This window comes from Aeromonas bivalvium, from assembly GCF_000819765.1.
Taxonomy (GTDB): domain Bacteria; phylum Pseudomonadota; class Gammaproteobacteria; order Enterobacterales; family Aeromonadaceae; genus Aeromonas; species Aeromonas bivalvium.
Window position 1 is genome coordinate 56,871 of the sequence record NZ_CDBT01000054.1, and the last position, 25,561, is coordinate 82,431.

The 25,561-nt window shown below is 64.3% G+C and carries 19 protein-coding genes; 4 read left to right on the plus strand and 15 right to left on the minus strand.

Going from position 1 to position 25,561, the window contains the following annotated elements; all coding sequences use genetic code 11:
* Positions 1–35 precede the first annotated feature (35 nt).
* Complete coding sequence (locus BN1119_RS15115; protein ID WP_041999752.1) at positions 36–1,178, minus strand: MalY/PatB family protein; 1,143 nt, start codon at positions 1,176–1,178, stop codon at positions 36–38.
* 245 nt (positions 1,179–1,423) lie between these two features.
* On the opposite strand from BN1119_RS15115, the gene BN1119_RS15120 reads away from it, so the two are divergent.
* Entirely contained in the window at positions 1,424–2,596 is a 1,173-nt protein-coding gene (locus BN1119_RS15120; protein WP_041999755.1) for an MFS transporter, read from the plus strand.
* 80 nt (positions 2,597–2,676) lie between these two features.
* On the opposite strand, the gene BN1119_RS15125 is transcribed toward BN1119_RS15120, so the two are convergent.
* Entirely contained in the window at positions 2,677–3,555 is an 879-nt protein-coding gene (locus BN1119_RS15125) for a LysR family transcriptional regulator (RefSeq protein ID WP_041999758.1), read from the minus strand.
* Positions 3,556–3,643: 88 nt separating this feature from the next.
* Positions 3,644–4,399 carry a YciK family oxidoreductase gene (locus tag BN1119_RS15130; RefSeq protein ID WP_041999761.1) on the minus strand — a complete coding sequence of 252 codons (756 nt, stop codon included), beginning with the start codon at positions 4,397–4,399 and terminating at the stop codon, positions 3,644–3,646.
* Positions 4,400–4,626: 227 nt separating this feature from the next.
* Here BN1119_RS15130 and sohB point away from each other — a divergent pair, with 227 nt between their 5' ends.
* Positions 4,627–5,634, plus strand: a complete 1,008-nt coding sequence (gene sohB, locus BN1119_RS15135; protein WP_041999764.1) for a protease SohB — start codon at positions 4,627–4,629, stop codon at positions 5,632–5,634.
* Positions 5,635–5,694: 60 nt separating this feature from the next.
* On the opposite strand, the gene astB is transcribed toward sohB, so the two are convergent.
* On the minus strand, positions 5,695–7,032 hold the full coding sequence (astB, locus tag BN1119_RS15140; RefSeq protein WP_041999766.1) for an N-succinylarginine dihydrolase: 1,338 nt from the start codon (positions 7,030–7,032) through the stop codon (positions 5,695–5,697).
* Between the two features lie 362 nt (positions 7,033–7,394).
* On the opposite strand from astB, the gene topA reads away from it, so the two are divergent.
* Positions 7,395–10,016, plus strand: coding sequence for a type I DNA topoisomerase (topA, locus tag BN1119_RS15145; protein WP_041999769.1), 2,622 nt, complete (start codon positions 7,395–7,397; stop codon positions 10,014–10,016).
* 102 nt (positions 10,017–10,118) lie between these two features.
* Positions 10,119–10,280, plus strand: a complete 162-nt coding sequence (locus BN1119_RS20740; RefSeq protein ID WP_167335482.1) for a hypothetical protein — start codon at positions 10,119–10,121, stop codon at positions 10,278–10,280.
* 8 nt (positions 10,281–10,288) lie between these two features.
* Here BN1119_RS20740 and BN1119_RS15150 read toward each other — a convergent pair whose 3' ends face one another.
* The 11 genes from BN1119_RS15150 to BN1119_RS15200 form a co-directional block, all read right to left on the minus strand.
* On the minus strand, positions 10,289–10,639 hold the full coding sequence (locus tag BN1119_RS15150; RefSeq protein WP_041999772.1) for an MGMT family protein: 351 nt from the start codon (positions 10,637–10,639) through the stop codon (positions 10,289–10,291).
* A gap of 112 nt (positions 10,640–10,751) precedes the next feature.
* The gene (locus BN1119_RS15155; protein WP_041999774.1) at positions 10,752–12,305 is read right to left on the minus strand and encodes a methyl-accepting chemotaxis protein; all 1,554 of its coding nucleotides are present in this window, start codon (positions 12,303–12,305) and stop codon (positions 10,752–10,754) included.
* 228 nt (positions 12,306–12,533) lie between these two features.
* On the minus strand, positions 12,534–14,399 hold the full coding sequence (locus tag BN1119_RS15160; protein ID WP_041999777.1) for a beta-N-acetylhexosaminidase: 1,866 nt from the start codon (positions 14,397–14,399) through the stop codon (positions 12,534–12,536).
* The gene (locus tag BN1119_RS15165; RefSeq protein ID WP_041999780.1) at positions 14,384–15,274 is read right to left on the minus strand and encodes a glucosamine kinase nucleotide-binding domain-containing protein; all 891 of its coding nucleotides are present in this window, start codon (positions 15,272–15,274) and stop codon (positions 14,384–14,386) included. Before BN1119_RS15165 ends, BN1119_RS15160 begins: the two co-directional genes overlap by 16 nt.
* A complete protein-coding gene (locus BN1119_RS15170) occupies positions 15,267–17,030 on the minus strand; it encodes a glycoside hydrolase family 9 protein (protein ID WP_041999784.1) in 1,764 nt (587 codons plus the stop codon). The genes BN1119_RS15165 and BN1119_RS15170 overlap by 8 nt, the downstream gene beginning before the upstream one ends.
* Before the next feature lie 82 nt (positions 17,031–17,112).
* On the minus strand, positions 17,113–18,105 hold the full coding sequence (locus BN1119_RS15175; RefSeq protein ID WP_041999787.1) for an ABC transporter ATP-binding protein: 993 nt from the start codon (positions 18,103–18,105) through the stop codon (positions 17,113–17,115).
* Between the two features lie 10 nt (positions 18,106–18,115).
* Entirely contained in the window at positions 18,116–19,141 is a 1,026-nt protein-coding gene (locus BN1119_RS15180; RefSeq protein WP_041999790.1) for an ABC transporter ATP-binding protein, read from the minus strand.
* Positions 19,138–20,049 carry an ABC transporter permease gene (locus BN1119_RS15185; protein ID WP_041999792.1) on the minus strand — a complete coding sequence of 304 codons (912 nt, stop codon included), beginning with the start codon at positions 20,047–20,049 and terminating at the stop codon, positions 19,138–19,140. The genes BN1119_RS15180 and BN1119_RS15185 overlap by 4 nt, the downstream gene beginning before the upstream one ends.
* A gap of 1 nt (position 20,050) precedes the next feature.
* Positions 20,051–21,034: an ABC transporter permease gene (locus BN1119_RS15190; protein WP_041999795.1), complete on the minus strand. Its 984-nt coding sequence runs from the start codon at positions 21,032–21,034 to the stop codon at positions 20,051–20,053.
* A gap of 116 nt (positions 21,035–21,150) precedes the next feature.
* Entirely contained in the window at positions 21,151–22,833 is a 1,683-nt protein-coding gene (locus BN1119_RS15195; protein ID WP_041999800.1) for an ABC transporter substrate-binding protein, read from the minus strand.
* A 938-nt stretch (positions 22,834–23,771) separates the two neighbouring features.
* Positions 23,772–25,463, minus strand: a complete 1,692-nt coding sequence (locus tag BN1119_RS15200) for an ABC transporter substrate-binding protein (RefSeq protein ID WP_041999802.1) — start codon at positions 25,461–25,463, stop codon at positions 23,772–23,774.
* Positions 25,464–25,561 lie beyond the last annotated feature (98 nt).

Genomic DNA, 25,561 nt, shown 5'->3' on the forward strand with positions numbered 1-25,561 from the left:
CCAGTCAGTCAGCAGGGATGGGAGACCCATATGGCTCATTTGAGCCGGGCCATGATGGCCCGTTCCATGCGAGCCAAGGCCTCGGTCAGGCGCGCCCGGGTGCAACCGAAGTTGAGGCGCACGAACTGCGCATCCCCGAACTGGGCGCCCGGGGAGAGGCCGACGCCAGCCTGTTCGAAGAAGGCGATGGGGTCTTCCAGTGTCAGGCCCGCGACATCGATCCAGGCGAGATAGGTGGCCTGGTTGCGCGCCAGCATGACCCCGGGCCAGCGGGCGACGGCCGCCTCGATCAGGGCCAGGTTGCCGCTCAGGTAGTCGAGCTGCGCCGCCAGCCAGGCATCGCCCCCCTCGTAGGCCGCCTCGGCCGCCACATAGCCCAGCAGGTTGACGTCGGCGCTGATGCCGCGCATCGCCTGTTGCAGCTTGAGGCGCAGCCTGGGATTGGCCACCACGGCGAAGGAGCAGCACAGACCGGCGATGTTGAAGGTCTTGCTCGGTGCCATCATGACGGCAGAGCGCTCGGCGGCTGCCGGACTCAGGGCACCGTAGGGGATGTGGCGGGCGCCTTGGTCCAGCAGCAGATCGCAGTGGATCTCGTCGGAGCAGATCACCAGGTTGTGGCGCTCGGCGATGGCGTCGATGGCTTCCAGTTCCTCCCGGGTGAAGATGGTGCCGCCCGGGTTGTGGGGGTTGCACAGCAGCAGCAGATCCGCCGAGGGGGCCTGACGCTCCAGCTCCGCTATGTCCAGGACCCAGCGCGCATCCTGCTCCACCATGGGCACGGTGAGCAGGGGCCTGTCATTGAAGCCCGGCGCCTGCAGGAAGGGGTAGTAGACCGGCTTGGGGGTAATGATGCCGCGGCCATGCTGGCTCCAGGCCTTGCAGGCGAGGTTCAGACCGGGCACCACGCCGGGCAGGAATACCAGCCACTGGGCCTCTATCTGCCAGCCATAGCGCTCCTTCATGCGGGCAATGATGAGTTCGATGAGACGGGGGGAGGGGCGTGAGTAACCAAAGACGCCGTGGGCGACCCGCTCGGTCAGGGCCTCGATGACGGCCGGGGGGGAAACGAAGTCGGTGTCGGCCACCCACATGGGCAGGACGTCCTTATCCTTGTACTTGTCCCACTTCAGGCTCATGGTGCCGCTGCGATCAATTTCCCTGTCAAAATCAAACATATTCAATCCTTTTACTGGCCAGACAAGCCGGGTGCCACGGGCTGGTGTCTGCTGCCCGTCCCTCGGGCAAGGGCGGTCGGCCGGCCATCTTGGTGGTTGCTGCCATCATGGGGCAATCTGGGCTTTCAATGTACGGTGTCGGCGGAGCCGTCGCAAGCCTTGAGCTGGTTCGAGATGGTGTCATAAGATGACCATCGTCCCTGCGCCTCCCGGCGCATCCCTTCCTCCAGTCTGGTGATAACCCTATGAAATCCCTCACCGCCGTCATCAAGCGTCCGGATCCCGTCTCACTGTCCTTCCTGGCGGTCACCTTCATGACCGGGGTGGCGGTGGCCTTGCAGGTGCCCACCTTGAGCCTGTTTCTGGCCGAGGAGGTGCAGGTGCGCCCCTTCCTGGTCGGCCTCTTCTATACCGTCAACGCCCTGGTGGGGATCCTCATCAGCCAGTGGCTCGGTCACAGATCCGATCACAGTGGCGATCGCAAACGCCTGATCCTGCGCTGCTGCGCGGCGGGCATAGTGCTCTCCCTGCTGTTCGCCTGGAACCGCAACTACTGGCTGCTGGTGAGCCTGGGGGTCTTGCTGGCGAGCCTGGCGGCCACCGCCAGCCCCCAGCTGTTCGCCCTGGCCCGGGAGCATGCCGACAGTCAGCAGAAGCGGGCCGACATGTTCAGCTCCGTGATGCGGGCCCAGTTCTCCCTGGCCTGGGTGGTGGGGCCTCCCATGGCCTTCGCCCTGGCCATCGGCTACGGCTTCGAGGCCATGTACCTGGCGTCCGCCTTCGCCTATCTGGTCTGCGCCCTGGTGGTGTGGCGCTGGTTGCCCTCCCTGCCGCTGCCGGCCAGGGACGAGAACCAGCCCAGGGTCAGCAGCTGGCGTGACCCTGCCGTGCGAGGGCTCTTCATCGCCTCCACCCTGATGTGGACCTGCAACAGCATGTACCTCATCAATATGCCGCTCTATGTCACCCGTGAGCTGGGATTGAATGAGACCCTGGCCGGGGTGCTGATGGGCACGGCGGCGGCGCTCGAGATCCCCTTCATGCTGCTGGCGGGCTACTACACCCGCCGCTTTGGCAAGCGACCCATGATGTTGCTGGCGGTGCTGGCCGGGGTCGGCTTCTACGCCGGGCTGGTGACCCTGACGAGCCAGCAGGCGCTCATCGCGCTGCAACTGCTCAATGCCATCTTCATCGGCATCATCGCCGGCATCGGCATGTCCTATTTTCAGGACCTGATGCCGGGGCGCGCCGGGGTCGCCACCACCCTGTTCGCCAACAGCATTCGCACCGGCTCCATCCTGGCGGGGGCCATCGCCGGTATCGTCGCCGAGCTGTGGAGTTTTCACGGTGTCTTCCTGGTCGCCCTGACCCTGGCCATGCTGGCCCTGGCCGCCTGCTGGCGGGTGCCAAACGTCTGAGGCGCCCCTTGAGCCATAGGCAAAGACCCGCCTGGTGCGGGTCTTTTGTCATGGAAAAAGGAGAGGGGTGTGGGTAGGGGCTAGCTTCGGCCCTGGTATTCGTCCCGCAGGCAGCGCAGCAGCAGCTCGCTGGCCGGGCCCAGGGCGTCCGGGCTCTGGGTGAGCAGATAGGTATAGAGGTGGCGCTCGCTGCCCCCCTCCAGGGTCAGGGGCACCAGGCTGCCGTCGGCCAGGGCCGTGCTGGCCAGGTGGCGCGGCAGCCAGCCGTAGCCAAGCCCCTGTTGCAGCAGGGCGATCACCTCCTGGTAATGGGTCACCTTCCAGCCGGTGTCCTCGGCATCGTGCCAGTCCACCGAGCGGTGGATGGGGGGATGCAGGCCAATCTGGTTATGGGCGGTCAGCCGCTCCAGGGAGAGGGGGGCCTGGGCTCCCGCCAGGGGGTGGCTCGGGGCGCACAGGGGCAGCAGGCTCACCTCGTCAAGGGGCAGGCCGGTACGATCCCCGGGCAGGTGTTCCGAGATCATCAGATCCCCCGGTTGCAGCGCGTTGAAGTGGCAGTGGATCCGCTCATGGAGATTGATGCGGCAGCCCCGGCTGCGGGGGTGAAAGCGGGCCAGGGCGCGATAGAGCCGCGTCCTGGGTTGCAGCGCCGAGACATAGAGGTTGATCTGGGGTTCCCACTGGCGCTCCAGGTTGTCGGCCAGGTTCTCGAGCTCCTCCACCTGCTGGCTGAGCTGGCGGGCCCGCTTGAGGAAAGCCTCCCCGGCCGGGGTCAGCACCGCCTTGCGGCCACGGACCTCCAGCAGTGCCACCCCCAGACTCTGCTGCAGCTTGGCCACCGCATGGTTGAGGGAGGACTGGCTCTTGTTCAGGGCCTCGGCCGCCTGGGCATAACCGCCGCAGTCGACCACCGCCTGAAAGATACGCCACTGCTCGAAGGTACTCTTGGGACGAAACATGACTCACCTGCTGGCTCGGCACCGGGCTCGCGTGAATGGACTCCAATAACTCTAATGGTCCTGGCCGCCGCGAGCCGTTTTTTTATGATTATCTGGGCTGGGCGACGAAGGTCTGGCCCGTCTTGCCCCGGCTGTCAGACCCCATCAGGTAGAGATAGAGGGGCATGAGATCCGCCGGTGTCTTCAGGGCCATGGGGTCTTCGGCCGGGAAGGCGCTGGCGCGCATCTTGGTGCGGGTGCCGCCCGGATTGATGCTGTTGACCCGCACCCCTGTGTTGTCCAGCTCGTCGGCCAGCACCTCCATCATGCCCTCCACCGCGAACTTGGAGATGGCGTAGCTGCCCCAGTAGGCGCGCCCCTTGCGGCCCACGCTCGACGAGGTGTAGAGGATGGAGGCCTCGCCATGGTCCTTGGCGGTCTGGCGGATGAGGGGCAAGAGCGCCTGGGTCAGCAGGAATTCGGACTTGACGTTGACCTGCATCACCTCGTCCCACTCCTTCTCCTGGATGTGCTCGAACGGCGACAGGGAACCCAGCAGGCCGGCGTTGAACAGGACGCCGTCGAGGCGGCCGAACTGTTCGGCGAAGGTCTCGGCCATGCCGCGATAGTGGCTGGCGGTGGCCCCTTTCAGGTCGACCGGGGCGATGGCGGGCAGGGGGTGGCCGGCGGCCTCGATCTGGTCGTAGACGGCTTCCAGCTTGGCCACGGTGCGGCCCAGCAGTATGACGGTGGCGCCGTGGGCGGCGAAGGTGAGCGCCGCTTCACGGCCTATGCCGTCACCTGCCCCCGTCACCAGAATGACTTTGTTGCTGAGCAAGGTGGCGGGGGCCTGATAATCGAGCATGACGACTCCTGTGAATTTCATGGAATTGGCCAGGGTCCTGCCCCGGCGTGTTGGGGCAAGTGTACTGAGGCCCCCGGCCGTTTGACCAGCGCGGCCGGATAAAAATGTGAAGGAAACGAGGCGCTTGCCGCATCTCTGCCTCGGGTGGGCTTTGATACCAGAGACTTTGCGCCCCCGAAACAAACTCCCTAGAATGGGAAAAATTTTCACTCTCAACGGAGTCTTCAGTGGCATTTTTGAGCGAATACGGCCTGTTTCTGGCCAAGACCCTCACCCTGGTGCTCGCCTTCGGCGCCCTGATCCTGATGCTGGTCAGCAGCCGTCACCCCAAGTCCCGCAAGGGAGAGCTGGTGATAAGCGATCTCTCCGCCGAGTTGGAGCAGACCCGCACCCGGCTGCAGGAATCCCTGGCCGGCAAGCAGGAGCGCAAGCAGCTGGAGAAGCAGCAGAAGGAGCGCAACAAGCAGCGCAGCAAGCAGGGGGATGAGCGGCGCCGCCTGTTCGTCATGGACTTTCATGGCAGCATGGATGCCAGGGAGGTGGCCTCCCTGCGCGAGGAGGTGAGCGCGGTGATCGGGGTGGCCCAGCCGGGGGACGAGGTGCTGCTGCGGCTCGAGTCCGGTGGCGGCGTGGTCCATGGCTATGGCCTGGCGGCGTCCCAGTTGCAGCGTCTGCGGGATCGCCAGATCACCCTGACGGTGGCCATCGACAAGGTGGCGGCGAGTGGCGGCTACATGATGGCCTGCGTGGCGGATCGCATCCTGGCTGCCCCCTTCGCCATCGTCGGCTCCATCGGGGTGATCGCCCAGCTGCCGAACTTCCACAAGTTGCTCAAGAAGCACGATATCGAGTTCGAGATGCACACGGCGGGCCAGTACAAGCGCACCATCACCATGTTCGGCGAGAATGACGAGTCGGGTCGGGAGAAGTTTCGCGAGGAGCTGGGGGCCATCCACGAGCAGTTCAAGGACTTCGTGGCCGCCCATCGCCCGGCGCTGGACATCGACAAGGTCACCACGGGGGAGCACTGGCTCGCCGGTCAGGCCAAGGAGCTGGGGCTGGTGGACGAGCTCTGCACCAGCGATGACTATCTGCTGCGCCGCGCCGAGGAGCGCCGGGTGGTGGGGTTGTGCTTCCAAAAGCCCAAGTCGCTGACCCAGAAGCTGGGTCAGCAGGGGGCCCAGGGGCTGCTACAGGGGCTGGAGCGGCTCTGGCAGCAGAGCCCCTGGCGCTGAGGCACCCCATGCACAAGGCCGGACATGAGTCCGGCCTTGTCGTTTCTGGCTGGGCTTGGCTCAGCGCTGGAAGGGGTAGACGGATCCCAGCTTGAGGATCTGGGTCAGCTCGTCCAGGGCGGTGCGGGACTCCTGCACCAGGGCGGGATCGCGCAAGTCGTCCAGGGCCAGGCTGTCGCGATAGTGTTTGTCGACCCAGGCGTCGAGGCGGGCGAACTGGCCGTCATTGATGAGGCAGGCCGGGTTGACGGCCGCCAGCTCACTGTCGTTCATGGCGACCCGCAGCCGCAGACAGGCGGGGCCGCCGCCATTGCGCATGCTCTGCTTCACGTCCATGTAGTGCACGCCCTTGATGGGGGTGCCCAGGGTCACCAGCCTGGCCAGGTAGGCCGATACCGCCGGGTTGTCACGGCATTCGGTGGGGGCGATGATGGCCATCTCGCCGGAGGGCAGGGTCAGGATCTGGGTGTTGAACAGATAGGATTTCACCGCATCTTGCACCGACACCTCATGGGTCGGCACCTCGATGAAATGCAGATCCCCTTCGCCAAACTTGGTGCGCACCTCGGCCAGCGCCGCTTCGGTATTGAGGAAGGCCTGCTGGTGGAAGAAGAGCACGTTCTGGTTGCCCACCGCGATCACGTCGTTGTGGAACACCCCCTGATCGATCACGTCCGGATTCTGCTGGATGAAGACGGCGCTCTCTTCCCCCAGGCCATGGAGACGGGCGATGGCCTGGCTCGCTTCCAGGGTCTGACGGGCCGGGTAGCGTTTGGGGGCGGGCTGGGAAACGTCGAAGGCACTGCGGCCATAGACGAACAGCTCGACCCCGGCCTCGCCATAGGCGCGGCACAGCCGGGTGTGGTTGGCGGCGCCCTCGTCACCGAAGTGATCGTTGTCCGGCAGATGGCTATGGTGGCAGAAGTGGCGATCCCCCGGGAAGACGGCGCGCAGGATGCGGCCGGTCACCTCGGGTTCGAGGGAGCGGTGGAACTTGTTGGTCAGGTTGGCCGGGGTGAAGTGGATGCGGCCATCCTGGGTATCGGCACTCGGGGAGACGGTGGCGGCGTTGGCGGTCCACATGCTGGAGGCGGAGTAGCAGGCGGCCAGCACGGCGGGGGCCTGCCTGGCGGCCTGCTCCAGCACCCTGGCGTCCGATCCGGTGAAGCCCAGGCGGCGCAGGGTGGCGAGATCGGGCCGCTCCTGGGGCGCCAGCACCCCCTGGGTCATGCCGAGATCCGTCAGCGCCTTCATCTTGCGCAGCCCCTGCTTGGCCGCCTCCTTCGGATTGGAGGCCGCCGATGCGTTGCTCTGGGACGCCACGTTGCCATAGGAGAGGCCGGCATAGTTGTGAGTGGGGCCGACCAGGCCGTCGAAGTTAACCTCGAAGTGCTTCATCAGAGTACATCCTTTCGATTTTTATATGGGTTGCGGTTCCTTCCGCGCACAAAGCTGCGGCATGTGGCCATTATAAAGAGATTTTGTCTTTTGTAACAAGCTGATAACGAAAGTGCTTTGTTATGTTGCGAGGGCGGTTTGTTATGTCGTTTCGGATATAAAAAACGGGGCTGAGCGGCATAAAAATGAAAAAGCGGTTGCGTCCATCCCCTGTGCTTCGCATTAATAAATAAAGAAGCGATGCGGTTGGAAACCACAAGCAAACTTGTCGCCAAGATTGCTTTTTGGCGTCAAATCTCTTATACAGCCCCACAAAACCGCACACCAACCCCGACGGGTGCAACGAGGATACAAGTTACAGCATGGGCAAATCACTGGTCATCGTAGAGTCTCCGGCCAAGGCCAAGACCATCAATAAATACCTGGGTAAAGACTACGTGGTGAAATCCAGCGTCGGTCATATCCGCGACCTGCCGACCAGCGGCAGTGCCAGCAGCGAACCCAAGAAACCCGTCATTCGCGGCATCAAGCTCAGCGAATCCGAGAAGGCAGCCAAGGATCGCAATGCCCTGTTTGCCCGCATGGGCATCAACCCCACCAATGGCTGGCAGGCCAACTACCAGATTTTGCCCGGCAAGGAAAAAGTGGTCAGCGAGCTGCAAAGCCTGGCCGAGAAGGCCGACACCATCTATCTCGCAACCGACTTGGATAGAGAAGGAGAGGCGATCGCCTGGCACCTGCAGGAGATCATCGGCGGTGACGACAGCCGCTACAAGCGGGTGGTGTTCAACGAGATCACCAAGAGCGCCATCCAGGAGGCCTTCTCCCAGCCCTCCGAGCTGAACATGCACAGGGTCAATGCCCAGCAGGCCCGTCGTTTCCTCGACCGGGTGGTGGGCTACATGGTCTCTCCGCTGCTCTGGAAGAAGCTGGCCCGCGGTCTCTCCGCCGGCCGGGTGCAATCCGTGGCCGTGCGCCTCATCGTCGACAAGGAGCGCGAGATCAAGGCGTTCGTACCGGTGGAGTTCTGGGATCTGCACGCGGATCTGATGACGGCGGGGGACGAGTCCCTGCGCATGGAGGTGCTCAGCCGCAATGGCGCCGAGTTCAAGCCGGTCACCAAGGCAGAAACCGACGCGGCCCTGGCGGCCCTCGACGGGGTCGACTATCGGGTCGTCAGCCGGGAAGACAAGCCGACCGGCTCCAAGCCGTCCGCCCCCTTCATCACCTCCACCCTGCAGCAGGCGGCCTCCACCCGGCTGGGCTTCGGGGTGAAGAAGACCATGATGATGGCCCAGCGTCTGTACGAGGCGGGCTACATCACCTATATGCGTACCGACTCCACCAACCTCAGCAAGGAGGCAGTCGAGGCGGTGCGTGACTACATCGCCACCCAGTATGGCGCCCCCTATCTGCCGAGCGAGCCGAACCTCTATGGCTCCAAGGCGGGGGCCCAGGAGGCGCACGAGGCGATCCGCCCCTCCAACGTCACCCTGACCACCGCCGATCTGGAAGGGATGGAGCAGGACGCCCTGCGGCTCTATGACCTCATCTGGCGCCAGTTTGTCGCCTGCCAGATGACCCCGGCCCACTACGATGCCACCACTCTCACCGTCAAGGCGGGGGAGTTCGAGCTCAAGGCCCGCGGCCGTATTCTGCGCTTCGCCGGTTGGACCAAGGCGCTGCCCCCCATGGGGCGCAAGGGGGACGACAGCCAGCTGCCGGCGGTGAGCGTCGGCGAGACCCTCAAGCTGGTCAAGCTGGATCCCCGTCAGCACTTCACCAAGCCCCCCGCCCGCTTCACCGAAGCGGCCCTGGTGCGCGAGCTGGAAAAACGCGGCATCGGCCGTCCGTCCACCTATGCCTCCATCATCTCCACCATCGTCGATCGTGGTTATGTGCGGGTCGAGAGCCGCCGCTTCTTCGCCGAGAAGATGGGGGAGATAGTGACCGACCGCCTGGTGGAAAACTTCGTCGAGCTGATGAACTACGAGTTCACCGCCAAGATGGAGGACAAGCTCGATGAGGTGGCGCAGGGGGAACAGGAGTGGAAGGCGGTGCTCGATGCCTTCTTCGCCGAATTCACCGCCGAGCTGGCCCAGGCCGACAAGCCGGCGGAAGAGGGGGGCATGCGCGCCAACCAGATGGTGCTGACCGATATCGACTGCCCCGATTGCGGCCGCAAGATGGGGATCCGCACCGCCACCACAGGGGTCTTCCTCGGCTGCTCCGGCTATGCCCTGCCGCCCAAAGAGCGCTGCAAGAAGACCATCAACCTGGTGTCGGCCGATGAATTCGTCTCCGCCATCGACGGGGAAGAGGCCGAAACCGAGGCGCTGCGTGCCAAGCATCGCTGCGGCATCTGCGGTACCGCCATGGACGCCTACATCATCGACGAGACCCGCAAGCTCCACGTCTGTGGCCGCAACCCGGACTGCGAGGGGTACGAGATAGAGCAGGGTCAGTTCAAGCTCAAGGGCTACGAAGGCCCCAGCATTGAGTGCGATCGCTGTGGCAGCGAAATGCAGCTCAAGAACGGCCGCTTCGGCAAGTACATGGGTTGCACCAACGAGAGCTGCAAGAACACCCGCAAGATCCTGAAAAACGGCGACATAGCGCCGCCGAAGGAAGATCCCGTGCCCCTGCCCGAGCTCAAGTGCACCCAGTCCGATGCCCACTTCGTGCTGCGGGATGGCGCCGCCGGTCTCTTCCTGGCCGCCAGCAACTTCCCCAAATCCCGTGAGACCCGTGCGCCTCTGGTGGAGGAGCTCAAGCGTTTCAAGGAGCGGCTCTCGCCCAAGCACCAGTACCTGGCCGACGCCCCGGCGTCAGATCCTGACGGAAACGCCGCCATCGTTCGCTTCAGTCGCAAGACCAAGGAGCAGTACGTGATGACGGAGGTGAACGGCAAGGCCACAGGCTGGACGGCCCATTACGACAATGGCAAGTGGCAGGAGAGCCTGGCCAAGGCCAAGAAGGCGTGAACCCGAGGTAACCAGGGCCCTGCAAATGCAGGGCCTTTTTCATGGCCGGAGGATATACTGCAAACGCTGCAAGGTAGCGGCAGGCAAGACAAGGAGTCGATTATGGATATCAGCGAGATCCGGCCTGGCATGAGTTGCCAGACCCGGGAGGGCCTCGCCTATGTGCTGGAGGTCGACAGACAGAACCAGCTGGTGTTGCTCCAGCGCGAAGCGGAAACCATCCCGGTGCAGGTGCGCAGCGACGAGATCCTCTCCCTCGGCTAGCACCTCGGCTAGAAGGGAAGCAGAAACAGCAGCTCGGCCAGGTCGGGCTGCCACTGCCACTCCTGCATCCTGACCCGTCCCTTGATCACCGGCACCCCCTCCTGTTGCAGGCGCCCCGTCTGCTCATCAAACCCCGTTGAGCCCCTTGGCAGAGCGATCTTTCCCCCGGCCCCCAGTACCCTGTGCCAGGGCAGCACCTTGTCTGTCTCCCGCAGCACCTTGCCCACCAGACGGGCGCGGCCCGGCAGGCCGGCGAGATCCGCCACCTGGCCATAGCTGACCACCTTGCCCTCTGGTATCAGCGCCAGGATGGCTTCTATCCTGGCCTGCTTGCTCTGTCCGGTTTGCGTTTCCCTCATGGCTGTTGCTATCCCGTCACGACAAAGGCGCCATTGTGGCGCCTTTGTCGTTGGGCGGGCAAGTTCGAAAAAGGCGCTGTCTCGACCGCGCCTTTGCTGCGGGCGGGCAGATTCAGCCGAAGGTCTGGCTCAGCCCCTTGAGCTGGCTGGCCTGGTTGAACAGGGCCTGACTCACGGTATCGACCTCGCGCATCTTGTGGCTGTTGTGCTGCGAGTGGGCCGAGATGGCCTGGATGTTGCGGCCCATCTCTTCCACCCCGGCCTGCTGCTGCTCGGCGGCGGCGGCAATCTGGGCGCCGTAGGCGCTGACCTGATCCATCTGGGCGAGCACCTGCTGCAGGCTGCAGGAACCCTGGCGGGTCAGCTCGGCGCAGCTCTGGGTCTGGTGCAGGTTGCTCTGCATCATGGTCTGCCACTGGCTCAGGGTCTGCTGGATCTGGCCTATGCTGCCCTGGATCTGCTCGGTCGCCTTGTGGGTGCGGGTGGAGAGGGTGCGCACCTCGTCGGCCACCACGGCGAAGCCGCGGCCCTGCTCGCCGGCCCGGGCCGCCTCGATGGCGGCGTTGAGGGCCAGCAGGTTGGTCTGATCGGCGATCCCCTGGATCTCGCTCATCAGGGTGCCGATGCGCGCCGACTCCTCGGCCAGGCTGACCGCGGTCTGATAGGCCTGCTCGGCCTGGCCGGTGAGGGCGGTGATCTGGCGTTCGGTCTGGGCTAGCTGATCATCGGTCTGCAGGCAGCGGCTGCGCACTTCATCGACCTGACCATGGGACTCCTGGATGTTGCGGGCTATCTCCTGGGCCGTGGTGGCCATCTGGGTCATTGCCGTCGCCATCTGCTGGGTCTGGGCATCCTGTTCGCCGATGGCGGTGCAGGCCTGGTTCGAGGCGAGCTTGAGCTCGCCAGCCAGCCGTTGCAGGGGGTCGGTGGCATCACTGACCCGACCAAGCACAGTGGTGAGCCGCGCCTCGCCCATCTTGAGGTGAAAATCGGCGATGGCCGCCGCCCCGCTGCCCGAGTAGACCTGGCGGGTCAGGCTGTCGTAGTCCTGGTGCAGCCGTTGCAGGTAGTGGCGAGTGCCGATGAGCTCGTCCCGGTAGAGCAGGCCAAGCAGCAGCAGGGGCAGGGGCATCAGCAGGGCGGCCTTGGCTCCGGCCAGCTGCCAGGCGAGGGCCAGCAGGGCGGCGAGCCCCGCCACGGCGAGCCAGGGACGCAGGGTGGTGAAGGCGGGAAGGGCCGATCCCTGGCCTTGCTCGGCCTGGCGCAGGGTCCGGTAGATGGTGCTGGCCCGCTGGATCAGCGCCGGGGTGGGCTTGCAGCGCACCGACTGGTAGCCGCTGATCTTGCCGTCCCGGTAGAGGGGGGTGACATAGGCATCGACCCAGTAGTAGCGGCCATCCTTGCAGCGGTTCTTGACCACGCCGCGCCACGGCTTGCCATCCTTGAGCTGTCGCCACAGATCGGCGAAGGCGGCCTTGGGCATGTCGGGGTGGCGCACCAGGTTGTGATGCTGTCCGACGAGCTCGTCGCGCCCATACCCGGCCACCTCGCAGAAATGGCGATTGGCGTAGGTGATCACCCCACTCAGGTCCGTGATGGAGACGAGCTGGACCGAGGCGGGGAAGAGCACCTCCTGGTCATTGTGGGGGGGCTGCGGGTGGGACATGGATGAACTCCTTTCATGTGGGGCGAACGCTGTCACGGATATCGGCTTCGATTGGAATATGTTAACGATTGTTTGCACGAGATGTGACGGTGGGCCGGATAAAGTGTATCCAGATGGCACGTTAAAAGCCGCGCGGAGTGTATGTCTTTTGCTGCAAAAAAGTAAACAGGAGGCTGGAGGCAGGATAAAAAAAGGCGGCCGCGCAGACCGCCAAAGAGAGTGACAACATTACCTTTGTGGCGTGCGGTAGCGCACCTGCTGCTGGTCGAGGATCGCCAGCTGACCGGGCAGGCGGGCGCAGAAGTGCCCCCAGTCCTTGTCACCTGGCAGGCTCCAGGCGACTTCCGCCGTGGCCAGCATGCGTGGGAACAGCATATAGTCGAGGCGGTCACGGGTGTGTACCAGCTCGGACCACAGGGGGCTCAGCACCCCCAGGATGTTATCGTTGGCATGGAAATCGGCCGGAGCGGGATCGCAGGAGTAGACCTGCTCCAGGTTGGGGGTGCCGGCCCAGTAGAGTCCCGGCTCCTCTATGTTTTCGCTGCACGCCAGATCCAGGTAGAGATACTGGGCGGCGGCCATCAGCACGGGGTAGCCCGCCGCCGCGGCATCCAGCCCCGCCTGGAAGCTGGTCCAGGCACAGATGATGGCCTCCTGGCTCACCTTGTCCCCCTGCAATATCTCCTCCCAGCCCACCATACGGCGCCCCTTGGCGGCCAGATAGCCCTGGCAGTGGCGCAGCAGGTGCCCCTGCAACTCGCGAATGTCCTGGTAACCCTGCTGAACCATCAGCCGTTGGCAGGCGGGGCTGTCGGTCCAGACCCCGTGGGGCACCTCGTCCCCTCCCATGTGGATCAAGGAGCTCGGGAACAGTTCGCACACCTCGTCCATCACGCGCTCGAGGAAGTGATAGGTGCCGGGCAGCGCCGGGTTGAGCACGTTGTCGTCGAAATATTGCACCGACAGGTAGCGGGAGTGATCCTCAGGCTCGATGAGCAGCTCGGGCAGTGCCTTGATGGCGGCGTGGCAGTGGCCGGGAATGTCGATCTCCGGGATCACCTCTATGCCGAGGCTGGCGGCGTATGCCACCAGCTCGCGGGCCTCGGCCTGGCTGTAGCTGCCGCCGTAGCGCGCGGCGCCGCCGCTGAGCTGGGGGCCGATGGCCAGACCATGGCCCCGCCAGGCGCCCACCTCGGTCAGGGTCGGGAAGGCCTTGATCTCCAGGCGCCAGCCCTCGTCATCGGTCAAGTGCCAGTGGAAGCGGTTGAACTTGTAGAGGCTCATCTGGCGGAGCAGGCGCTTGAGGCTCGCCATCGGCTGGAAGTGGCGCCCGCAGTCCAGGTGAATGACCCGCAGGCCAAAGCGGGGGGCATCCTCGACCTCGATGCAGGGCAGGCTCTCCCCGTGCTGCAGATACCACTGGGCCAGGCTCACCAGGCCGTGGCGCCAGCCGGCGACATCCCCGGCCGCTATCTCTATGCCCTGGGGCCGGATCAGCAGCCGGTAGCCTTCGGCGGGCAGCTCGGCCTGCACCAGGCTTATCTCGGCGTCATGGTCCTGCTCCAGGGCGAGGGAGGTCAGATCGTTGAAGTGGCCAAGCAGAGCCGCGAGGTTGCCCGGCCCCCTGACGTGGGCCCGCTCGGCGAGGCGAAAGTTGCCCTCGAGGCGCACCAGGCGCCGGGGCTGCGGCACTATGCCGTGCTCGGTCTCCACCTCGGCCAGCTCCTTGCCGGCGGGGGCGGGGGAGTCCAGCCCCAGCTCCTGGCCCGCTATGGTGACCGGGATGATCTGGGCTCCCTCCCTGGATTCGGGCAGGCTGAGAAAGAAGCCCTGGGGCAGGTCGGTGAGGCGCTTGAACGCCGTCTTGCGACAGCAGAGGGCAAGCTCCCTGCTCCCCGGGTGGGGTGCTATCACCTTGTAGCTGCCGCTCTGGTGGATGAGCTCTCCCCCCTCCAGGCTGCTGGCATCGATGTGACGGCCGAGGCAGAAGTGCAGCTGCCATGGTTCGCTTGGTACCCTGTCCAGGGTCAACAGGATCCAGACATCCTCCTCATCGCGGCGCTGGACGGCAATGGTGATCAAGGGTGTAGACATGGCAGTTCCTTCTGTTTTGCAAAGAGGATGGCGCCCTCCAGGGCGTCCGCCTGCGGGGTGACAAGGGGAAGGTGGCTCAGGCGCGGTCGCAGCCGCTCCCCGATGCCACCGAGCAGCGCGACCCGACTGGCGCCTTGTGCCAGCATGCCGCGGATCAGGGTGTCGAGCTGGGCCTGGGTCTGGGCCAGCAGCTCGAGGGCGAGGGGATCCTCGTCCTTCGCCGCCTCGAACACCCAGGGGGCGAAGCGGCCGTAATCGGCCGGGATCGCCCGGGCCGCCCAGCGCACCACCTCGGCCTGATCCCGCTTGAAGTGATCCAGCAGGCGCACCGCCAGCAGGCTGGGGGGCAGGATGCCGTCGTGGCAGAGCAGGGATTGCTGGATGGCCCTCAGCCCCAGCCAGGCGCCGCTGCCCAGATCCGAGATGGGGAAGCCCCGCCCGGAGCAGGTACGGATAAGGCCCCCCTGGAACAGGAGCCCGACCGAGCCGGTACCGGCGATGAGGATGGCTCCCTCGCCGCCGCCGAAGGCCCCCAGACAGGCACCGAACGCATCCGAGGTGAGCCGGGTCTCGGCAAAGGGCAGGGGCTGGGCCAGGAAGTCGCGATAGCAGGTGTGCAGCTCGGCGGAGGCGATGGCGAGACCAGCGCTCATCCGGCCCATGGCGGACGCCGGCAGCCCGGCGGCCGCCATGGCGGCGTGCACCGCCGCCAGCACCTGGCGCTGGGCCATGTCTATGCCCAGCTCCAGGTTGGAGCCACTGGCGCGCCCCTCGCCGAGCAGCGCACCGCTGCGATCCCGGATGCGGGCCCGGGTATGGGTGCCGCCGCCATCGACGCCGACCCAGTAGGCGATAGCCTTATCCCGGTCATCCATGGTGGGCCCCCTGCCAGCTGATGGCCAGGGCAAACCAGGCGCCGTGGGGGATCCACTGCTCCCCCCAGCGCCAGTTCTGATCCAGCCTGTCCTTATACTCTGCCGGGATGAAGGCGACATCGGCCTCATCCTCGAATCCCGAGGTGATGCCGTTGCAGATGCCGCCTGGGGCATTGGGATAGCCGGCGGTGTAGGCGGGGTTCTTGATGCCGTGGCCCATCAGCATGCAGGCGTCGAAGGGGTTGCGCCCCAGGATCCAGTCCAGCTGATGCTGGCCGTGGGCCTGCAGGGGGGCGGCGATATCCGGCAGCCGTTGTGCGGCGGCGAAGGCGGCGGCGGCCAGGGAGGCGAGCCGGGCGTTCTCCCCCTGCCACCAGTAGCCGGACTCGTTGTGGTGGGGCATGAAGAAGCTGATACGCGCCTCTTCGCCGACCCCCTTCACATACTGGCGGGCGAGGGCGAAGGGGTTGTGTGGGCGCGCGGTCAGGGCCAGCTCGGCCAGCAGGGCCTGGCGCACGACGCGTTCGACCCCGGCGATGCGATCGGAGTCCGTCTCCAGGGCCAGGTATTCGAGCAGGGCCAGCACCGGCAGGCCGGCCTCGGCGGCGTGGTAGTAGGGGCGAGAACCGTCGTCGTTGGCCGACCAGTAGTGGCCGAGCTCCCCGTGGGGGCGCAGCCGGGCGCAGAGTCGCCCGGCCCAGTGGCGTGCCTCGGCCAGCCACTCGTCCTCGCCGCCGTGGGTCGGCTCTGCGGCCTGGGGTGGCCGGTCGTCTGTCCCCCTGGCCATGAAGGTGTGACTCAGTTCCACCGCGGCCAGCAGGGCGCAGTAGTCGTCGATGATGTTCTCTACCCCGTCGTCCAGATAGGCGAGGTTGTGCTCGCGCAGGTGCAGGTAGCCGCGCCTGGCCGCCTCGCCATAGTGATGCTGGTCGAAATCACCGCAGCTGCCCGCCCGGGCGGCGCGGGCCAGGGCGGCGATGGCCATGCCGCCCCCCTGGCGAAAACCCGCCTGCCAGCTGGCGGACTTGATCCCCTGCTGGGTGGCATAGGCGCACAGCTCGCGCTGCGCGGGATCCTTGCTCCACTTGTCAAACAGCGTCATGTAGAAGAAGCCGCTCTCATCTTGCATGCGGCAGAGGAAATCGGCGCCGTGGAGTCCCTCATCCTCGAGGCGCTTGCAGAGGTTCAGGCTGTCGATGTCGCTTGCCCCGGCCAGCAGCGCCCGGCTCTTGAGCAGGCTCCACACCACCAGGGGGGTCTGCTGGGGATTGAGGTAGTTGGCGTAGGATAGGTGGCTCAGGTATTTGCTGACGTCGCCGCTGGCGTCATACCAGCCGCCGTGCACGTCGCGGCGCCCATCCTGACCAAACAGGGGGGCAGCCCGGTCCGCCTTGTCATACTGACCGCTGCAACGCTGACTCTTGAAGTAATGGATGACATCGGACAGGCAGCGCTGGACCAGCAGCTGCTCGCCGAGGCGAAAGCGCGCCGAGCGCACTATGCCATGGGCGGTGATCACCTCGAGCCGGTAGTCTCCCTCCTGGCGCAGGGGGCCGAAGTCGATGCACCAGAAGGCGCGATCCCGCCAGCCGGGCACCCTGATCTCCTCTGTGAGCGGCGCCTCGAACAGGGCGGGGCCACCGGTCAGGGGCAGCAGCCGGGCCAGCCCCTCCTGCACCTGGCCGGGCCGGGTCTGCAGCAGGGCTATCTTGGGGCCCGAACACTCGTAACCCACCTGATTGACAAGCAGTTCCATCGATACCTCTATCGTCGGGGAAAAGGGGGGCACGACGGAGCCCCCGGGAGTCTGGCGCGGGCGGCCGGGCCGCCCGTCACCCTTATTCGTGCAGGTAGCAGCGCACGAAGTGGTTGTCGGCAAGCTTGGTGACCGGCGGCATGGCCTCCTTGCAGCGGGCCATGGCCTGGAGGCAGCGCCCGGCGAAGGGGCAGCCGAGGGATTCCGGGGTCCAGAGCGGTATCTCCCCCTTGCGGCCCCCCTCCAGCTCGGCGTGGATGCTCTTCTCGGGGTCGGGCACCGCCGAGATGAGCAGCTGGGTGTAGGGGTGCTGGGGGTGGTGCAGTATCTCGTCCACCTCGCCCCATTCGACCATGTGGCCCACGTACATCACCGCCAGATCCTCGGCCACGTAGCGGGCGGTGGCGATGTCGTGGGTGATGTAGAGCATGGAGACCCCCAGCTCGTTCTTCATCTGCTCCATCAGGTTGAGGATGCCGATGCGAATGGAGACGTCGAGCATGGAGGTAGGCTCGTCCGCCAGCACCACCTCGGCCTCCACCGCCAGGTTGCGGGCGATGTTGACCCGCTGGCGCTGGCCGCCGGAGAGCTGGTGGGGGTACTTGGCGGCGGTGGCCTTGGCCGGGGTCAGCCCCACCTTTTCAAGGAGACCATGGACCATGTCCGGCAGATCCCGCTTGTCCAGCACCTTGCTGTGCAGCAGCAGGGGGCGGGCGATGTGGTGATAGATGGTGTGGGTCGGGTTGAGAGAACCGAACGGATCCTGCCACACCATCTGCACGCTCTGGCGGTAGTCCAGCAGGGCGGTGCCCTTGTTGAACTCCTCCAGATCCCGGCCGCGATAGAGGATGCGGCCGCTGGAGAGCTTGTACATCTTGGCGATGATCTTGGCGATGGTGCTCTTGCCCGAGCCCGACTCCCCCACCACCGCCAGGGCGCGGCCCCGGTGCAGGTTGAAGGTGATGTCGGACAGCGCCCGCATCTTGCCACTCTTGATGGCGTTGGAGTTGACCGCGAAGTCCTTGTAGAGGTGCTCGACCTGAATGATGGGAGCCTGGGTATCGGCGATGTGCATGGAAGACTCCTTAACAGCCAGCGGCCTTGGCGAAGATGAGAGGGTCGGATGCCTGCTCGTCGCCGAGGCCATCGGCATAGAGGTGGCAGGCGGTCTGCTGGCCGGGACGGATCTCGGCCAGAGCGGTGTACTCCTGGCGGCAACGGTCGTGCACCTTGGCGCAGCGGGCCTGGAAGCGGCAGCCCACCGGCACTTCCAGCAGGTTGAGCGGGGTGCCCGGGATCCCCTCCAGCACGGTTTTCGGGCCGTGCAGGGGCGGGAAGGAGTTGCCCAGACCCCGGGTGTAGGGGTGCAGGGGCGCGGTCAGGATCGCCTTGGACGGCGCCACCTCCACCAGCTCCCCCGCGTACATGATGCCGATGCGATCGCAGAACTCGACCATGAGGGAGAGGTCATGGGTGATGAAGAGGATGGAGAAGTTGAACTTCTCTTTCAGGGCATAGACCTTCTGCAATATCTCCCGCTGCACCACCACGTCCAGCGCCGTGGTGGGCTCGTCCATGATGAGCAGCTCGGGGTTGAGGGCCATGGCGATGGCGATCACCAGCCGCTGGCGCATGCCGCCGGAGAACTGGTGCGGGTAATCCTTGAGCCGGCTCGGGTGGATGTCGACGATGGCGAGCAGCTCCTGGGCGCGCTTGATCGCCTCGTAGCGAGTCAGGCCGGGATTGTGGGCTTGCAGCACGTCGCAGAACTGCTCCTCCATGCGCAGCACCGGGTTCAAGGCATTCATGGCGGACTGGAACACCACGCTCGCCTGGCGCCAGCGGTAGCTGCGCAGCCGCTCGTCGTCGAAGCCGAGGATGTTCTCCCCCTTGAACAGGATCTCGCCGCCGCTGATGTAGGCGGGCGGCTTGTGCAGCCGGGCCACCGAGAAGGCGACCGTGGACTTGCCGCAGCCGGACTCGCCGGCGAGGCCGAATACTTCGCCGGGGGCGATGTCAAAGCTGACCGAATTGACGGCGCGCACGTCGCCGTTCTCCGTAATGTAGTCGACGCAGAGCTTGCGTACCGACAGCAGGGGTTGCTGCTTCATGCTGTCTTCTCCTGAACGTTGATCTGGGCCGGGGCTGAGAGTTTCTTCCAGCGATTCAAACCCTTGTGGGAACGCAGTTGCGGGTTGGCGATTTCGTCGATGGCGAAGTTGAGCATGGCCAGGCCTGCGCCCAGGGTGGCGATGGCGAAGCAGGGGGCCAGAATTTCCCACCAGGCGCCCACCAGGATGGCGCTGGAGGTCTGGGCGTTGTAGAGCATGATGCCCCAGCTCACCACTGTGGGGTCGCCCAGGCCCAGGAACTCCAGGGTCGCCTCGGTGACGATGGCGTAGATGATGGAGCCGATGAAGCTCACGCCGATGATAGAGATGAGGTTGGGCAGTATCTCCACCAGTATGATGCGCCAGGCCGGCTCCCCCAGCACCTCGGCGGCGATGACGAACTCTTTTTCCCGCAGCGCCAGGGTCTGGGCGCGGATGACCCGGGCGCCATAGGCCCAGGAGGTCAGCCCTATGATGAGGGCGATCACCAGGGGGGAGGCTTCGCCGATGAAGCTGGCCAGCACCAGCAGCAGAGGGAGCCCGGGGATCACCAGCATGACGTTCATCAGGAAGGTGAGGCACTCGTCGATGAGGCCGCCGAAGTAGCCGGCGGTGATGCCGATGCTGATGGCCAGGACGCAGACCAGCAGGCCGGCCCCGAACCCCACCATGAGGGAGATGCGGGCGCCGTTGGTGAACTGGGCCCAGATGTCGTGTCCCATGCGGGTGCTGCCCATCACGTATTCGGCGCTGGGGGGCTGGTGGGGGCGAGCGACCCGCTTGGTGGGCTCGTTGCTGGCGAGCAGGGGGGCAAACAGCGCCATCAACACGAAGGAGACGACGATGGCGAGACCGAAGGCGGCCTTCTTGTTGCCCAGCAGGATCTTGAGGATGGTAGGCATACGCATCTTATTTACCTCCGGTACGCAGACGGGGATCCAGGAAGACGTAGAGCATGTCGGCCAGGAAGTTGAAACTGAGCATGGTGATGGTCATGATGAGCAGCTGCCCCTGGATGAGGGGGTAGTCGCGCGCCAGTATGCCCTGGTACAGGGTCAGGCCCAGGCCCGGGTAGTTGAAGATCACCTCTGTGATGAGGGAGCCGCCGATGACGAAGCCGAGCGCCATGGAGAGGGCGGTGACGCTGGGCAGGATGGCGTTGCGGGCGCCGTAGTTGAAGATGACCCGGTTGCTGGAGAGCCCCTTGGCCTTGGCCATGGTGATGTAATCCTCCCCCAGCAGGTTGATCATGTTGTTGCGCATGGTGATGAGGAAGCCGCCAATCTGGACGATGGCCAGGGTGCCCACCGGCATGATGGCGTGCAGCATGATGCTCTTGATGTGCTCCCAGCCGTAATCGGCGGTGATCTCCGGGCTGTAGGCGTAGCCGATGGGCAGCCACTCCAGGCTCACGCCGAACAGGAAGAGGGCGAGCAGGGAGACCACCACGGGGGGGATGGCCTGCATCACCAGGGTGAGGGGGGAGAGGATGCTGTCCATGCGACCGCCCCGGTACCAGGCGGCGAAGATGCCGACGATGGATCCGAGCGAGAAGCTGATGATGGTGGAGGTGCCCACCAGGAACAGGGTCCAGCCGATGGCGCGACCGAGCACGTCGGCAACCTGCTGCGGGTAGTAACGCACCGAGGTGCCGAGATCCCAGGTGAAGACACTCTTCACATAGGTGAGAAATTGAGCGCCAATCGGGCCATCCACAAAGCCGAAGGTGGCCTTGAGTGCCTCGAGGGCGGCGGGTTCCATCATGGCGCCGGCCCGGGCAAACATGACGGAGACGGGGTCCCCCGGCATGGCTCTGGGTAGCAGGAAGTTAATGGTGGCGGCCACCAGGAAGGCGACCAGATAGAAGGAGAAGCGTCTTAGTATAAATCCCATGATGATACCTTTTACTGCAAGCCTGCCCCGCGCCGGGCATAGCTACCCCAACCCCGGCAGATCCGGGCAATGGGTGGGCGGCGGGGAAGAAGGCCCCCCGCAGGGGGCCGAGGTGGTTAGCTGTTCGGCTTGAGGGAGAGCACGTGCAGCAGACGCTCAGGGGTGTCCGGGTGGACCTGGGGCTTGGCGACCGGGTTGTCGGCGCTGAACCAGCCATTGAAGCGCTTGGTGCTGTACTCATACCAGGTCGGGTTGTTGAAGACCGGGATGATGGTCTGGTTGGCACCTACCTTTTCCTGGATGGCGAACATGATCTCCTTCTGCTTGGCCGCATCGGCGGTCTGGGTGAAGTCGTCGATCAGCTTGTCGAGCTCGGGATCCTTGTAGCGGTTGGCCGCGAAGCGGTTGCCACGCTCGCCCATGTTGCGCGAGTGGAAGGCGGTCTCGAAGTACTTGTGCGGGTTGGCACCGGCAAAGTAGCCCTGCAGGGCGACGTCGAAGTCACCCGTGACCAGGGCTTCGGTCCAGACGGTGGCTTCCGGGGTGGAGGTCTTGGCGTTCAGACCCAGGGCCTGCAGGCCTTCCACGCCGATCTGGACTGTGTTGACCCAGTCGGTCCAGCCGTTCGGTACCAGCACCTTGAACTCGATCTTCTTGCAGCTCGGGGTATCGAGGAACTTGTCGCCGTCACAGTCCTTGTAGCCAGCCTGCTTGAGGAGCGCCTTGGCACCCTCGATGTCGAACTTGCTGAACTTGCCGTATTTCTTCTCGACGTCCGGGTTGTCCCAGGAGGCGAATGCCTTGCCCAGACCTGACGGATAGTCGTTGACCGTGGGGTAGCCGTAGCCGGCGATGTCCACCATGGACTGTCTGTCCATGGCCATGGAGAAGGCGCGGCGGAAGTTCACGTCATTGAAGGCTTCCTTGTTGCCCGGATCCTTGCTCTGGAAGTTGACGTTGAAGGCGACCGTGCCGGAGGCGGGGAACCAGTACTTGTTGTTCTTGGGATCGTTGCCGACGTAGAGACGCTCGATATCCGGCACGAAAGATCCGAACCAGTCCACATCCCCCTTCATGACGGCGGCCAGCACCTGGTCGTTGGTGGCCATCTGCGGCATGCGGATGCAGTCGATGGCCAGGTTGGCGTTGTCCCAGTAATGAGGGTTGCGGCACTGGGTGTAGAGCTGGGCGGAGAAATTGTCCACTTCGGTGAAGGGACCTGTGCCGACCGGCTTGTCGTTGGTGAAGGCGACCGGGTCTTTCACCGCTTTCCACTGATGCTCGGGCACGATGGGCACCAGCACCAGGTCATTGACCACGTTGGTGTTCACTTCGGCCAGATCGAACCTGATCTTGTGTTCACCCAGCTTCTCTATGCCCTTGATCTGAGTCCAGATGGAGCGTTCGTCCAGGGCCTTGTTGGCCTTGACCAGGTTGAAGGAGTAGATGACGTCATCGGCGGTGAAGGCTTCACCATCGGACCACTTGACCCCGTCGCGCAGGTCGAAGGTGACCGATTTCAGGTCATCGGCGAACGCATAGTTGGTGGCCAGACGGAACACCGGCTTACCGCCCTGCATGTCGTTGAAGATCACCAGGGGCTCATAGATGAAGTGACGGGTGGTGTGCAGCAGGCCCGCCTGCAGGAAGGGGTTGAAGTTCTTGACCCAGGCGGTCTCCTGTTGGGCGACCAGGGTCAATACAGTCTTGTCGGCGGCCATGGCGCTGCTGGTGGCACCAGCGATCATCAGGGTTCCCAGCATGACTGAGGTGGCTATTTTGGATACTTTGGCAAGCATATTTTTTCCTTTCTTATTGGTCTTCCATGTTTTGGAATGGAGCACCGGATCCCATGCTTGGATACCGGCCCTCGATGTTGGTCAGGTTTTTCACCCTTGTCGTTATCTCATCCAACGTCCCTAGCAAAGCAGAGTTAACAGAAGAACAACAAGTGCTGATTTCGTCGATTTCGTAAAAACTGAATAGTCGTCGTCATTCTCGTCAAAATGTTTTTTAAATCCTTTTAAATTATAGAGTTATATTTATTCACGCCAAGCATCAAGTGGTGCGGAAAACCCGACGTCTGCCGATAGTGTGAAGCTGATCGTCCCCCTTTTTTCTGCTCTTTGCCGCCCTTTTTTTGGCGCTAAAAACAAGAGCCAAAAGACCCTCTGACTCTGTGCTCCTGCTCACACAAAGGGGCTGATGGGGCGGTTGGCTGCCGGGGCGGGGCGCTGCGTGTTGACGATGGGGGGATGGCTGGGAGCGCAATAGGGGGTTTGGGTTTGTGAGGTTGAAGCTTGAGGTCGGAAGCCCTAAGAGCAAGGCCCGGCCTTGCTGCCCCGGAAACGGGTGTCAGGCTGATCGCCTCAGCCTCAGCCTCAGCCTCAGCCTCAGCCTCAGCCTCAGATTTAGATTCAGATTCAGATTCGGCCTTCGTCTCAGGCCAGGCCTTTTTTGCCTGTGGGCGATGGCCACCGCTTGCCGGTCGCCGTGTCCCGGCCTGGTGGCGCCTGGCGCCACCAGGGTGTGGCGGGAAGGCAAGCATCGCGGGCAAGGGAGGTGCCATGGGCAGGGAGAGTGTTGCGAGCAAGGGCGGGGGTTCCGGCGACCCACGACGCCGGGGCAAGGGGCCATGGCTGCGCCAGGGGGAGAGGGGGGCACGGGCGTATCCGGGATGGCGGCGGGCGCCATGAAAGCGGGCCCCGTGAGGGGCCCGTGTGCAGGAGAGTCGGCCTCAGACGTTGGGCTTGAGGGCGAGCACGTGGAGCAGGCGCTCCGGGGTGTTGCTGTGCACCTGGGGCTTGGCGACCGGGTTGTCGGCATTGAACCAGCCATGGAAGCGTTTGGTGTTGTACTCATACCAGGTGGGGTTGTTGTAGACGGGGATGATGGTCTGGTTGGCCCCGACCCGCTCCTGGATCTCGTTCATGATGGCCTTCTGCTTGGCGAGATCCGCTGTCTGGCTGAAGCCGTCAATCAGCTTGTCGAGGGCGGGATCCTGATAGCGGGGCGCTGCGAAGCGGTTGCCGCGCTCACCCATGTTGCGCGAGTGGAAGGCGGTCTCGAAGTAGTTCTGGGGGTTGGCGCCGGTCAGGTAACCCTGCAGGGCCACATCGAAGTCACCCGTGACCAGGTTGTCGGTCCAGACGGCGGCTTCCGGGGTGGCCGTCTTGGCATCTATCCCCAGGGCCTTGAGTCCTTCCACCCCGATCTGGACTGTGTTGACCCAGTCGGTCCAGCCGTTGGGCACTATGATCTTGAACGCAATTTTCTTGCAGCTCGGGGTATCGAGGAAGCTGTCGCCGTCACAATCCTTGTAGCCAGCCTGCTTGAGCAGCGCCTGGGCGGCGGCCATGTCGAACTTGTTGAACTTGCCGTACTTCTGATCCACCTCTGGGTTGTTCCAGCTGTCGAACAGCTTGCCAAGGCCAGAGGGGTATTCGTTGATGGTGGGATAGCCGTAGCCGGCGATATCCACCATGGATTGTCTGTCCATGGCCATGGAGAAGGCGCGACGGAAGTTGATGTCATTGAAGGCTTCGTGGTTGCCCGGATCCTTGGTCTGGAAGTTGACGTTGAAGGCGACCGTGCCGGAGGCGGGGAACCAGTATTTGTTGTGCTTGGGATCGTTGCCGACGTAGAGACGCTCGATATCCGGCACGAAGGAGCCGAACCAGTCCACATTCCCCTTCATGACGGCGGCCAGCACCTGGTCGTTGGTGGCCATCTGCGGCATGCGGATGCAGTCGATGGCCAGGTTGGCGTTGTCCCAGTAGTGAGGGTTGCGGCACTGGGTATAAAGCTGGGCGGAGAAGTTGTCCACCTGGGTGAAGGGGCCGGTGCCGACCGGCTGGTCGTTGGTGAAGGCGACCGGGTCTTTCACCGTTTTCCATTGGTGCTCGGGCACCAGGGGCACCAGGGCTATCTGGTTGACCACCCCGGTATTGACCCGGACCAGGTCGAATTTGACCTTGTACTGGTCCAGCTTCTCGACCCCGGAGATCTGGGTCCAGATGGCCCTTTCATCCAGGGCCTTGTGGGCCTTGACCAGGTTGAAGGAGAAGATCACGTCGTCCGCATCGAAGCCTTCACCATCGGACCATTTGACCCCCTGGCGCAGATCGAAGATGACCGAGGTGAGATCCTTGCTGAATTCGTACTGGGTGGCGAGGCGAAACTCGGGGCGACCGCCCTGCAGCTCGTTGAAGATGACCAGGGGTTCGTAGATGAACTCCTTGGTGGTATGCAGCAGCCCGGCCTGGAGGAAGGGGTTGAAGTTCTTGACCCAGGCAGTCTCCTGCTGGGCGACCAGGGTCAGCACAGTCTTGTTGTCTGTGGTGCCGTCGGCGGCATGGAGCTGGGGGGCGGCGAGCATCAGGCTCCCCATCATGCAGGCGGTGGCGACCCGGGATAGGTTGGCAAGCATAGTGTTTCCTTGTTATGTGAACGTCCCTGTGAGGGGATGCCAAGGGGCACCCGACCTCAGTCTGGGGTCTGTATGACCCCCCTCTAGCTAAGCAGGTT

Bases quoted from the DNA above. Each gene is read 5' to 3' on its own strand.
- BN1119_RS15165 (WP_041999780.1), bottom strand. From the start codon at position 15,274: ATGGATGACCGGGATAAGGCTATCGCCTACTGGGTCGGCGTCGATGGC.
- BN1119_RS15170 (WP_041999784.1), bottom strand. From the start codon at position 17,030: ATGGAACTGCTTGTCAATCAGGTGGGTTACGAGTGTTCGGGCCCCAAG.
- BN1119_RS15190 (WP_041999795.1), bottom strand. From the start codon at position 21,034: ATGGGATTTATACTAAGACGCTTCTCCTTCTATCTGGTCGCCTTCCTG.
- BN1119_RS20740 (WP_167335482.1), top strand. From the start codon at position 10,119: ATGGATATCAGCGAGATCCGGCCTGGCATGAGTTGCCAGACCCGGGAG.
- astB (WP_041999766.1), bottom strand. From the start codon at position 7,032: ATGAAGCACTTCGAGGTTAACTTCGACGGCCTGGTCGGCCCCACTCAC.
- BN1119_RS15125 (WP_041999758.1), bottom strand. From the start codon at position 3,555: ATGTTTCGTCCCAAGAGTACCTTCGAGCAGTGGCGTATCTTTCAGGCG.
- BN1119_RS15195 (WP_041999800.1), bottom strand. From the start codon at position 22,833: ATGCTTGCCAAAGTATCCAAAATAGCCACCTCAGTCATGCTGGGAACC.
- BN1119_RS15120 (WP_041999755.1), top strand. From the start codon at position 1,424: ATGAAATCCCTCACCGCCGTCATCAAGCGTCCGGATCCCGTCTCACTG.
- BN1119_RS15115 (WP_041999752.1), bottom strand. From the start codon at position 1,178: ATGTTTGATTTTGACAGGGAAATTGATCGCAGCGGCACCATGAGCCTG.
- BN1119_RS15200 (WP_041999802.1), bottom strand. From the start codon at position 25,463: ATGCTTGCCAACCTATCCCGGGTCGCCACCGCCTGCATGATGGGGAGC.
- BN1119_RS15130 (WP_041999761.1), bottom strand. From the start codon at position 4,399: ATGCTCGATTATCAGGCCCCCGCCACCTTGCTCAGCAACAAAGTCATT.
- BN1119_RS15175 (WP_041999787.1), bottom strand. From the start codon at position 18,105: ATGCACATCGCCGATACCCAGGCTCCCATCATTCAGGTCGAGCACCTC.
- topA (WP_041999769.1), top strand. From the start codon at position 7,395: ATGGGCAAATCACTGGTCATCGTAGAGTCTCCGGCCAAGGCCAAGACC.
- BN1119_RS15180 (WP_041999790.1), bottom strand. From the start codon at position 19,141: ATGAAGCAGCAACCCCTGCTGTCGGTACGCAAGCTCTGCGTCGACTAC.
- BN1119_RS15155 (WP_041999774.1), bottom strand. From the start codon at position 12,305: ATGTCCCACCCGCAGCCCCCCCACAATGACCAGGAGGTGCTCTTCCCC.
- BN1119_RS15160 (WP_041999777.1), bottom strand. From the start codon at position 14,399: ATGTCTACACCCTTGATCACCATTGCCGTCCAGCGCCGCGATGAGGAG.
- BN1119_RS15185 (WP_041999792.1), bottom strand. From the start codon at position 20,049: ATGCGTATGCCTACCATCCTCAAGATCCTGCTGGGCAACAAGAAGGCC.
- BN1119_RS15150 (WP_041999772.1), bottom strand. From the start codon at position 10,639: ATGAGGGAAACGCAAACCGGACAGAGCAAGCAGGCCAGGATAGAAGCC.